Origin of the sequence: Aureimonas ureilytica (assembly GCF_001475935.1) — a bacterium.
Lineage (GTDB): Bacteria > Pseudomonadota > Alphaproteobacteria > Rhizobiales > Rhizobiaceae > Aureimonas > Aureimonas ureilytica_A.
Window position 1 is genome coordinate 1 of the sequence record NZ_LDQA01000075.1, and the last position, 10,574, is coordinate 10,574.

9 protein-coding genes, 1 tRNA gene and 1 pseudogene are annotated in these 10,574 nt (G+C 63.8%); 8 read left to right on the forward strand and 3 right to left on the reverse strand.

Translation table 11 applies throughout. The features are described 5' to 3' along the window. From NS365_RS21560 to NS365_RS21585, 6 genes and pseudogenes are all read left to right on the forward strand, one after another. Positions 1-188 (forward strand): annotated as a pseudogene (locus NS365_RS21560) (cysteine synthase A); the annotation flags it as partial. Next, positions 185-928 (forward strand): alanyl-tRNA editing protein, encoded by a 744-nt coding sequence (locus NS365_RS21565; RefSeq protein ID WP_058602361.1) that lies wholly within the window; start codon positions 185-187, stop codon positions 926-928. The pseudogene NS365_RS21560 and the gene NS365_RS21565, both read left to right, overlap by 4 nt. Before the next feature lie 69 nt (positions 929-997). Continuing rightward, positions 998-1,849 (forward strand): 3-mercaptopyruvate sulfurtransferase, encoded by an 852-nt coding sequence (gene sseA, locus NS365_RS21570; RefSeq protein ID WP_058602362.1) that lies wholly within the window; start codon positions 998-1,000, stop codon positions 1,847-1,849. 17 nt (positions 1,850-1,866) lie between these two features. After that, a complete protein-coding gene (locus NS365_RS21575; protein ID WP_058602363.1) occupies positions 1,867-2,388 on the forward strand; it encodes a GNAT family N-acetyltransferase in 522 nt (173 codons plus the stop codon). A gap of 50 nt (positions 2,389-2,438) precedes the next feature. Continuing rightward, positions 2,439-4,394 (forward strand): bifunctional 2',3'-cyclic-nucleotide 2'-phosphodiesterase/3'-nucleotidase, encoded by a 1,956-nt coding sequence (locus NS365_RS21580; RefSeq protein ID WP_058602364.1) that lies wholly within the window; start codon positions 2,439-2,441, stop codon positions 4,392-4,394. A gap of 211 nt (positions 4,395-4,605) precedes the next feature. Next, the gene (locus tag NS365_RS21585; protein WP_244498529.1) at positions 4,606-5,589 is read left to right on the forward strand and encodes an alpha/beta hydrolase; all 984 of its coding nucleotides are present in this window, start codon (positions 4,606-4,608) and stop codon (positions 5,587-5,589) included. A 39-nt stretch (positions 5,590-5,628) separates the two neighbouring features. On the opposite strand, the gene ilvA is transcribed toward NS365_RS21585, so the two are convergent. Then, complete coding sequence (ilvA, locus tag NS365_RS21590) at positions 5,629-6,882, reverse strand: threonine ammonia-lyase IlvA (protein ID WP_058602365.1); 1,254 nt, start codon at positions 6,880-6,882, stop codon at positions 5,629-5,631. 312 nt (positions 6,883-7,194) lie between these two features. After that, a complete protein-coding gene (gene ade / locus NS365_RS21595) occupies positions 7,195-8,979 on the reverse strand; it encodes an adenine deaminase (protein ID WP_058602368.1) in 1,785 nt (594 codons plus the stop codon). Positions 8,980-9,213: 234 nt separating this feature from the next. Between ade and NS365_RS21600 the strand changes: the two genes are divergently transcribed. Both NS365_RS21600 and NS365_RS21605 read left to right on the forward strand, forming a co-directional pair. Then, positions 9,214-9,298: transfer RNA gene (locus NS365_RS21600), tRNA-Leu, on the forward strand. A 252-nt stretch (positions 9,299-9,550) separates the two neighbouring features. Further along, on the forward strand, positions 9,551-9,733 hold the full coding sequence (locus NS365_RS21605; protein ID WP_058602366.1) for a hypothetical protein: 183 nt from the start codon (positions 9,551-9,553) through the stop codon (positions 9,731-9,733). A gap of 63 nt (positions 9,734-9,796) precedes the next feature. On the opposite strand, the gene wrbA is transcribed toward NS365_RS21605, so the two are convergent. After that, positions 9,797-10,396, reverse strand: coding sequence for an NAD(P)H:quinone oxidoreductase (wrbA, locus tag NS365_RS21610; protein WP_058602369.1), 600 nt, complete (start codon positions 10,394-10,396; stop codon positions 9,797-9,799). Positions 10,397-10,574: the final 178 nt, after the last annotated feature.

A 10,574-nucleotide genomic window follows, 5' to 3' on the forward strand; every position in this document is an offset into this window, starting at 1 on the left:
GCGCCATCCGGATGGCGCAGGAGATGGGCCCCGGCCATACGATCGTGACGATCCTCTGCGACTACGGCAATCGCTATCAGTCCAAGCTCTTCAACCCAAGCTTCCTGCGCTCCAAGAACCTGCCACTCCCGGCCTGGCTGGAGCGGCAGCCGGAGTTCGACATCCCGTTTGCCCGGGTTGACGCATGAGCGGGGAAACCGACGCTGTCTATAGCGAGGACAGCTATCTCTCGACCATGGAAGCGCGTCTCCTTCGGATCGAAGGCACAGCCGGTCTGGTCTTCGATCGCTCGAACTTCTTTCCCGCGGGCGGAGGGCAGCCGGGAGATCGCGGCTTCATCGAGCGGGCGGACGGGACGCAGCTGCTTGTGGTGGATACCCGCTACAACGAAGATCGCTCGGCGATCCTCCTGGTGCTGGACGAGACCTCACCGCTGCCCGAGCCTGGCGAGACGCTGATCCTGCATGTGGATTGGGCGCGGCGTTATCGCATGATGCGGATGCACACGGCGCTGCACCTCCTCACTGTCGTCTGCCCCTATCCGGTGACGGGCGCGGCGGTGGGAGAGGACGATGGCCGAATCGATTTCGATCTACCGGAGGCCGACACCGACAAGACGGAGGTGACGCGCCAACTCATGGAGTTGGTGCGGGCCAATCATCCGGTTTCCATCCGCTGGATCACGGATGCCGAACTCGACGCCAACCCATCTCTGTTGAAATCCGCCCATGTACGCCCGCCGCGTGGCTCGGGCCGTGTGCGTCTCGTCGTCATCGGAGCCGAGGGCGAGGTAGATTCCCAGCCCTGCGGCGGAACGCATGTGTCCGAAACGCAAGAAATCGGAGACATTCACATCGCCAAGATCGAGAAGAAGGGCAAGACAAACCGCCGCTTTCGTGTGCGCTTCGGCGAGGCGTCCCTCGCCTGACGCTTCGCTCTTCCGTCCAGCGGCCGCTCTCTCTATGTTGGCGGCCGAACAGTCGGCAACGAGGCTCCGGTGAGCGACAATCCCTTCTTGATCAGCGCGTCTGAACTCGAACGCTATATCGGCCGTGACGGTCTCTCGATCATGGATGCGTCCTGGTATCTGCCGGCGCAGAAGAGATTGGCGCGGCCTGAGTTCGAGGCCGGCCATATCCCCGGAGCGGTGTTCTTCGACCAGGACGAGATCGCCGACATATCGTCGCCCCTGCCCCACACGCTGCCGGACGAAGCCTTCTTCGCTCAGGCGGTCGGCGCGTTGGGGATTCGTGAGACCGATACGATCGTCGTCTATGACGGACTCGGCTTCTTTTCCGCGCCGCGCGTCTGGTGGTTGCTGCGAACTTTCGGCGCTCGGGATGTGCGGCTGCTGGATGGCGGCCTGCCGGCCTGGACGGAAGCCGGCTATCGCCTGGAAACCGGCCCGGCCTCCCCGCGGCCCGCTTCGTTCCAGGCCAAGCTCGACACGAACGCGGTCGTGTTTCTGGATGAGATGAAGCGCATCGTGGATAGCGGCGCACACCAGATCGCCGACGCGCGCTCGCCGGAACGCTTCCGGGCCGAAGCGCCCGAGCCGCGCCAAGGCGTGCGCGGCGGGCACATGCCGGGCGCGCGCTCCGTGCCCATCGGCACTCTCACTGACGCTGGTCGTTTGAAAAGCCCAGATGAATTGCGCGTCGTGTTCTCGGCAGCCGGCATCGATCCCTCCCAGCCCGTCGTGACCTCCTGCGGATCGGGCGTGACGGCCGCAGCCATCAATTTCGCGCTCGCCTCGCTCCACAATCACACTGTACGACTCTACGACGGCTCCTGGACCGAATGGGGCTCCCGCGACGATACGCCGGTCGAGACCGGCCCCGCTCGATGAAAGACTGACCCCGAATCATGCGCCTTCTCACCACCACCGTCACGCAGCTCGTCATGCACCAGCTGCCCGAACGGCCCGTGCCCGCCCCTCAGAACGGGCGCGACTATGTGCTTTTGAAGGTTCGCCAGATTCCGCTCGGCTATTACCGCTATCTCTACGAAGCGGTGGGCAAGCCCTATCACTGGACGTCGCGCCGGCTGCCCGACGCCAGCCTGTCACGCGAAATTCATGCGCAGAACGTAAGATTGCGCATCCTCTACTGCGACGGCGTTCCGGCCGGCTGGTTCGAACTGGATGTCGGCCGCGCGCCGCGCGACACGCGACTCGTTCATTTCGGAATTCTGCCCGAATTCCGAGGGCAAGGTCTTGCACGCCACCTCCTGTCTCAGGCCATCACCACCGCCTTCGAGGAGCAGCCGAGCGCGCTGACGGTGGAAACGAACACGCTGGATCACCCGGCGGCGCTTCCGCTCTACCGCAAAATGGGGTTCCGTCCGCTGTCGACCCGCGAGGTTTCGACGCCGGCCTACGACGATTGATGAAGCGGCCCGGCGCTCGGAGCTTGGGTCCGCGTTCGAAAGGACATGCCATGACTGCCGACGCCAAGCTCAACCGCAGACATTTCCTGGCCGCCGGCGGCGCGGTGGCGGCCGGTGTCCTCATGCATCCCTGGAGCGCGCGGGCCGAGGCCAATCAAGCTCATCTGCGCCTGATGGAAACGACCGATCTCCACGTCAACGTTTTCCCCTACGACTATTACGCCGACAAGGAGACGCCGACCGTCGGGCTGGCGCGCACGGCAGCCCATATCGATCGCATCCGGGCCGAGGCGCGCAACTCGCTGCTGTTCGACAATGGCGACTTTCTGCAAGGCAACCCGATGGGCGATTACATCGCCTTTGAGCGCGGCATGAAGGCAGGCGACATGCATCCGGTCGTCGCGGCCATGAACACGCTGAACTATGATGCCGGCACGCTCGGCAACCACGAATTCAATTACGGCCTCGACTTTCTCGACCATACGCTCGCCAAGGCGAACTTTCCTGTCGTCAGCGCCAACGTGCTGAAAGCGTCGGGCGAGCCGCTCGTTCGTCCGTACATCGTGCTGGACCGCCAGCTCGAACTCGGCGACGGCACGCGCCATCCGATCCGCATCGGGGTGATCGGCTTCCTGCCGCCGCAGATCAGCGTTTGGGACGCGCAGAACCTCAAGGATCGCGCCTCCACGCGCGGGATCGTGGAAGCGGCGCGCGATCTCGTGCCCAAGCTCCGCGCCGAGAAGGTCGATCTCATCTTGGCGCTTTGCCATTCCGGCATCGCCTCCGGCTCGGCTGACGACGCAGGGCTGGAGAACGCCGCGCTGCAGCTCGCCTCAGTCGAGGGGATCGACGCCCTTTTCTGTGGCCACCAGCATCTGCGCTTTCCCGGCGAGGATTTTAAAGCCATCGATGGGGTGGATGCGGAAAAGGGCACGCTGGCCGGCAAGCCCGCCGTTATGGCTGGCTTCTGGGGCTCCGATCTCGGCGTGATCGATCTTCGATTGGAACGCGCCGGCGATCGCTGGAAAATCGCCGAGGCCAGTTCCGAACTGCGCCCGATCTATGAGCGGGTCGATCGCAAGCCCAAGGCGCTGGTGGAATCGAAGGCCGCTGTTCTCGATGCCGCGCGCGCGGAGCATGAAGCAACGCTGACCTATGTCCGCCGTCCGGTCGGCGAGACGAGCGCGCCGCTCCATTCCTATTTCGCGCTGGTGGCGGATGAACCGTCCGTTCAGATCGTGAATCAGGCCCAGCTCTGGTACATGAAGGAAATTCTGGCTCAGACCGAGCTGAAGGACTTGCCCCTTCTGTCGGCGGCAGCACCCTTTAAGTCGGGCGGTCGCTCGGGACCGGATTATTACACCGACATTCCGGCCGGCCCGATCGCGATCCGCAACGTGGCCGATCTCTATCTCTATCCCAATACGGTTCAGGCCGTTCGCATCACGGGCGCCGGCGTGCGGGACTGGCTCGACATGTCGGCCGGCATCTTCCGGCAGGTCGAACCCGGCAAGGCCGACCAGGAACTAATCGCCGACGGCTTCCCGTCCTATAATTACGACGTGATCGACGGCGTGACCTATCGGATCGACGTGACCAAGCCGGCCCGCTTCGACAAGGATGGCAAGCTCGTCAACGCGAATAGTTCCCGCATCGTGGACCTTGCCTTCGACGGCAAGCCGATCGATCCGAAGGCCGAGTTCGTCGTGGTGACGAACAATTACCGCGCGGGTGGCGGTGGCAAATTCCCCGGAATCGGGCCGGAGAAGATCGTCTTCATCGCGCCGGACGCCAATCGCGACGTGCTGATTCGCTACATTATCGAGCAGAAGACGATCAATCCGACAGCCGATCGCAATTGGCGCTTCGAGCCGGCGGCCGGCACCTCCGTTCTGTTCAGCACGGGTCCGGCCTCTGCCGCGCATCTCAACGACGTCGCCGATCTGAAACTTCAGGATGCCGGCCGCACGGACGATGGATACGCGCGTTATCGCTTGCCGCTCTGATGCCCTTCCCGCCGAGGCGAGACGGCGGCGGCGGGATTTTTTTGGCAAGCGGGCGACGATCCTGGCGGATGCGGTTGAAGTCACGGCTTCAAAAGATCGCGCTGGTCTCTTAGAGCCTGTTGGAGAGCCGTGGCCAACGTCTGGTCCGGCATTCCGCTCGCCCTCGTCGCACCGCTCGCTCGCGCGGCCCTGCGCGCCATAGGATGCTCACTTGCTGATCTTGCGCCGCACCTTGCTCGTTCTCATCCCGATCGTTCTGATTCTCGCGGGTCTCTGGGTTTTCGGCCCGCGCGAGCCCGCAAGGCTGGAGCCGCAATTCAGCGCGGCCGCGATCGGCGATGATCCCGCAAGCTATCTCGCTCGAACGGAAGCCGACGTCCCGAACCTTCGTTCGAATGCGGAGAAGGAGATCGTCTGGGCCTACCCGCTTTCAAAGGCTAAGACTCCGATCGCCTTGGTCTATGTTCATGGCTTTTCCGCCGCCAAGGGTGAGCTCCGCCCCCTTGTGGACGATGTGGCCAAGAAGATCGGCGCCAATCTCTTCTATACGCGCCTGTCGGGCCACGGCCGCAACGGCGCGGCCATGGGCGAAGCGACCGTTGGGGATTGGGTCGATGATATGGCGGAAGCCATGGCGATCGGCCGGCGCATCGGCGAGCGGGTCGTGGTGATCGGCTCCTCGACCGGCGCGACCTTGGCAACGCTGGCCGCCAGCCGCCCGGACCTCTCGCAGGATATGGCGGGTCTCGTCGCGCTCTCGCCGAATTATGGGCTGCAGAACTGGCGCAGCTTCGCTCTGACGCTGCCCTTCGCGCGCAAGCTCCTGCCCTATCTCCAGGACGAGACCTATTCCTATACGCCGCTCAACGACGCCTTCACCGCCAATTGGACGGTGAGCTATCCCACCAGCGCGCTTCTACCCATGGCACGTCTGGTCGAGGTCGTGCGCGGCCTCGATATGTCCGCAATCCACGTCCCGGCCTTGTTCATCACCTCGCCCAACGATGTTCTGGTGGACCCGGAGAAAACGGCGGAGATCGCGGCCCATTGGGGTGCTCCGCATGAGGAGATCAGCGTGACCGACGATGGCGATCCCGAGCACCATCTCTTGGCGGGCGACATCGTCTCGCCCGCGACGACCGCGCGGCTGGCGGATCAGATCGCTCAATGGATCGAAACGCTGCCGGCGCGCTGAAACGAAGACGGGCGGCTCGAAGGCCGCCCGCTCGCATCGTCAGATCAACAGATCGGACATAATCTGGTTTTCGGTGATATCCTGATAGCGGATGCCTTCGTCGGCAAAGCGACGCAGCAGGATATCGAAATTGCCGGGCTCGCGCGTTTCGATGCCAAGCAGGATCGAGCCGAACTCACGAGTGCTCTTCTTCAGATATTCGAAGCGAGCGATATCGTCGTCCGGTCCCAGCAGGGCCAGGAAGTCGCGAAGCGCACCGGGGCGCTGGGCCAGGCGCAGGATGAAATATTTCTTGCGGCCCTCGAAGCGCAGTGCGCGCTCCTTCACATCCGGCAGGCGCTCGAAATCGAAATTGCCGCCCGAGACGACCAGCACGACCGTCTTGCCCTTCACCTCGGGTCCGAGCGTGCGCAGCGCGTCGATCGCCAGTGCGCCAGCGGGCTCCAACACGATGCCCTCGACATTCAGCATTTCCAACATGGTGCGGCAGAGCCGCCCCTCCGGGGCCAGCACGACCTGCTCCGGCGAGAAGCGGCTGAGGATTTCGAAGGGCAAGGCGCCGATCTCGGCCACGGCGGCACCGTCCACGAAGCCTTCCATTTGCGGCAGGCGCACGCGGCGCTTCTCCTGAAGGCTGGTGCGCAGGCTCGGCGCGCCGAGCGGCTCCACGAGACGGAAGGCGGGCTTGCGCTGACCCTCGAAATAGAGCGCCATACCCGAGGCGAGCCCACCACCGCCGACCGGCAGGACGAGCATATCCAGCGCTTCGTCGCCGAGCTGGCGCAGCACTTCGAGCGCGACGGTCGCTTGACCTTCCACGATATCGGCATGGTCGAAGGGCGGCACCATTTCGGCTTGGCCGGAGGCGGCATAGGCGCGGGCGGCAGCATAGCAATCGTCGAAAAAGTCGCCGACGAGTTCGATCTCGACCGCGCCGTTGCCGAAGGTTCGCGTCTTGTCGATCTTCTGCTGCGGTGTCGTCACGGGCATATACACGCGCCCTTCGACCCCGAAGTGTCGGCAAGCGAAGGCGAAGCCCTGCGCGTGATTGCCAGCCGAAGCGCAGGTGAACCGCGCCGCCGGGCCGCCCTGCGCCAATCGCTTGCGCATAAAATTGAAAGCGCCGCGGATCTTGTAGGAGCGCACCGGCGTCAGATCCTCGCGCTTCAGATAGATGCGCGCGCCATAGATGTTCGAAAGATGCTCGTTGAGCTGCAGCGGCGTCTCGGGGAAAAGCGCGCGTAGGGAGTCTTCCGCCTGCGCGACGCGGGCGTGAAAGTCAGACTGGGTCATGAAACGAATCTTCGTCGAAGGGCGGGACGGTACGGAAATGTCCGTGCCGCTTGGAAGCGGGCCTCGAGGCCCTGATAGGCTCGGATGCGGCGGGCCGTCATCGGACGGGCGGCGCAAGCCGGACGCGCTCTGCGCTGATCGCTGCCACGCAGCGGCGGCGAACCTAGAGGGCGCCGGCGCCGATAATCAGGGAGACGATCCCGCCGATCGATGTTCTTGGCGTCATCGCACGTCTCCCTTCGCTTCCCGTTTCGATCGGCTTTGCTATTCCTCCATGGCGGAGGATTTGTAAAGCCGCGCCGATGCGGGAGATCAGACGAAGACGTCCACAATTTCGAAGCGCGTCACGTCCACCAGCCCCTTGTCGGAAATGCGCAAAGCGGGAATGACGACGAGCGCCAAGAGCGAATGCTGCATATAGGCATTGTTCAACGCGCAGCCGGCCGCGCGCATGGCGGCGATCAGACCGTCCGCCTTTTCTGCGACGATCTCCGCCCTCTCCACCGACATGAGACCGGCCACAGGCATCTCGATCAGCGCCTTCTCCTCGCCATCGGCAAAGAACACCACGCCGCCGCCGACTTCGCCCAGCCGATTGGCGGCCTTGGCCATGCACTCGCCATCCGTGCCGACGACGATCATGTGGTGGCTGTCATGGGCGACCGTGGAGGCCATGGCACAGCGGCCGCGATAGCCGAAGCCGGAGACGAACGCGTTCACGACCTCGCCCGTCGCGCGATGGCGTTCGACCAGCGCGATACGGCAGATGTCCTGGGCCTCGTCGCCGGGCACCGCGCCATCGACAACCGGCAAGGTCGCCGTCAGGGCTCGCGTCGGCGCCTGGTTTTCCACGACGCCGATCACCCTCGCCGTCACCTCGTTGCGCCCCTTAGGCGCGGCGAGAAGGAAATCCTTTTCCTCAAGCTGCCGGCCAAGCTTCACCGTTCCGATGGCGCTCTTGGGGTAGGGATAGGCCGGGATGTCCGCCACGAGACGCCCGTTTTCCGCGAGCTTCCGGCCGCGCGCGAAGACGGCGTCGATCTTGAGCTCCGCCAAATGAGACACGAGCAGGAAATCCGCGCGGCGGCCGGGGGTGACGGAGCCGATCTCGCGCTCGAGGCCGAAATGCTCGGCGGTGTTGATGGTGGCCATCTGAATCGCGGTGATGGGCTTCAGTCCCTGCGCGATGGCATGGCGCACGACGCGGTTCATATGGCCATCGTGAACCAGCGTTCCCGAATGGCAGTCGTCCGTGCAGAGAATGACGTGCCGGGAGTCGATCCCCTGTTCCGTGACGGCCCGGATCTGTTCGGCCACGTCGTACCAGGCAGATCCCAGGCGCAGCATGGCCTTCATGCCTTGGCGCACGCGCGCGATCGCATCCTCCATGCGGGTGCCCTCATGGTCGTCCTGCGGGCCGCCGGCGACATAGGCATGGAAGGACCGACCGAGATCGGGCGAGGCGTAATGGCCGCCGACCGTCCTGCCCGCACGCCGCGTTGCCGCGATGGCGCCGACCATGGTCGGATCGTTGGCGATTACGCCGGGAAAGTTCATGACCTCGCCAAGGCCGATCATATTGGGCCATGCCATGGCCTGCGCCACGTCGTCCGGCGTCACGCTCGCGCCGGCTTCTTCAAGCCCCGGTGCCGACGGCACGCAGGAGGGCATCTGCACCCAGACATTGACGGGTTGCTCCACCGCCTCGTCATGCATGAGCCGAACGCCGGCGAGCCCCAGAACGTTGGCGATCTCATGCGGGTCGATGAACATGGAGGTCGTGCCATGCGGGATGACTGCGCGGCAGAACTCCGTCACCGTCACCATGCCGCTTTCGACATGCATATGCGCGTCGCACAGGCCGGGCACGACATAGCGCCCGTTCGCCTCCACGATCTCGGTTCCCTCGCCGATGCAGTGGGAGGCGTCCGGGCCGCAATAGGCGAAGCGACCTTCCACGACCGCGAAATCAGTCTCCGGAATGATCTCGCCGGAATGGACATTCACCCAGCGCCCGCCGCGCACAACGAGATCGGCCGGCCGGCGGCCCATCGCGACATCCACGAGCTTCGGGGCGACGTCTTCGAAAGCGTTCATCGGATTTCCATTCGGCTCGGCCAATTCCTCCCTTCGTATCGGCCCAACGTCCGAAAATCCATGCTGTCGGGTCAGAGGACGTGTTCCACCACGGCTCGCGGGACAGGTGATCGAGAGCGCGAAAACAGGGATTGAGGAAGTGATGCGAGGAGGCTATCAAGCAGGAAGCAGATGCGCTACGGCGTCTTGAACGAGACCCGCTGACGCGGCTTCAAATCCCCACTCGTGGGGTGCGCGGGCTTGGCGAAATGGTAGACGCAAGGGACTTAAAATCCCTCGAACTTTGTTCGTGCGGGTTCGAGTCCCGCAGCCCGTACCAAATGATCAGACGATGGATCGCTTCTCGCGGCTCAGCTTAGCAATTTTTAACTATGCCGTGCGGTGGGTGAATGTCATCTGGTCATCTATCGAGCGAAGTTTCAGCTTCAATCGCAGCAACTTACCAATTTATCAGACTATTTAATCTTCGAGTTGTGCGCCAATAAGCGCAGGTTTGGGGCGCTTGTTAAGGTTTATGCGCTGTGCTGTGATGCCGGTAGCGGTTCAAGGTTGCTTCCAGGGGGAACACCTTATGATGCAGGCAAGACTTTTCCCACTTTCCTCCACGCCGGACGCCGACCGGATTGCGTTCGATCACGACGATATCCTTATGGACGAAATGCTGGATCACCTGCGCAGCGACAATGTCGCTCTGGATACGCTTCGCGTCGCCTTGGAGCGAGACGGATCGTCCGACGCGGCCACCTGCAAATAAAGAACAGATCAGTTCGCAACAGGCATGGCGCGGCGGAGCTCCTCCCCACCGCGCCATGAGCCATCAGGCGGTGAGCTTGGCCGCGATTTCCGCGATATGCTTGCCCTGGAACTTCGCGCCGTCGAGTTCGATCGCGCTGGGCTGACGCGAGCCATCGCCATTGGCGATCGTCGTCGCGCCGTAGGGCGTGCCGCCGACGATCTGATCCGAGGCCATCTGGCCCTGGAAGGAATAGGGCAAGCCGACGATCACGAGACCATGATGCAGGAGGGTCTTGTGGACAGACAGGATCGTCGCTTCGTTGCCGCCATGCTGGGTGGCCGAGGAGGCGAACACGCCGCCGACCTTGCCGATCAGCTTGCCCTGGTACCAGAGGCCGCCGGTGCGATCCCAGAAGGCGGCCATCTGCGAGGCCATGTTGCCGTAGCGGGTCGGCACACCCACGATGATCGCGTCGTAGTTGGCGAGCTCTTCCGGCTGCGCCTCGGGGAAATCATGGTTGGTCTTGAAACCGGCGGCCTGGACCACTTCGGCCGGCGCGGTCTCGGGCACGCGCTTGATGTCCACTTCCGCGCCCGCCTCGCGCGCGCCTTCGGCCACGGCCTTCGCCATGGTCTCGATATGGCCATAGCTCGAATAATACAGCACGAGAACCTTCGCCATCGTCATCCCTGTCGCTCAAATCTGACGCGGCCTACCCGCGCCATGCCGAGGGCAAGATAGAGCGCCATTCGCGCGGTAAAGCGAGCCACGATCCATTGACGCTCTGTCTTCCGGTTGGCACCTGCCGCCGTCGCTTTATCTTCATGCGACTGCCGGCCCCTGTCGCGCGACAGGCGAA

What these genes read in the sequence shown, in the direction of transcription:
- NS365_RS21565 (WP_058602361.1), top strand. Translation starts at nt 185, where the DNA reads ATGAGCGGGGAAACCGACGCTGTCTATAGCGAGGACAGCTATCTCTCG.
- NS365_RS21575 (WP_058602363.1), top strand. Translation starts at nt 1,867, where the DNA reads ATGCGCCTTCTCACCACCACCGTCACGCAGCTCGTCATGCACCAGCTG.
- NS365_RS21580 (WP_058602364.1), top strand. Translation starts at nt 2,439, where the DNA reads ATGACTGCCGACGCCAAGCTCAACCGCAGACATTTCCTGGCCGCCGGC.
- ilvA (WP_058602365.1), bottom strand. Translation starts at nt 6,882, where the DNA reads ATGACCCAGTCTGACTTTCACGCCCGCGTCGCGCAGGCGGAAGACTCC.
- ade (WP_058602368.1), bottom strand. Translation starts at nt 8,979, where the DNA reads ATGAACGCTTTCGAAGACGTCGCCCCGAAGCTCGTGGATGTCGCGATG.
- NS365_RS21605 (WP_058602366.1), top strand. Translation starts at nt 9,551, where the DNA reads ATGATGCAGGCAAGACTTTTCCCACTTTCCTCCACGCCGGACGCCGAC.
- wrbA (WP_058602369.1), bottom strand. Translation starts at nt 10,396, where the DNA reads ATGGCGAAGGTTCTCGTGCTGTATTATTCGAGCTATGGCCATATCGAG.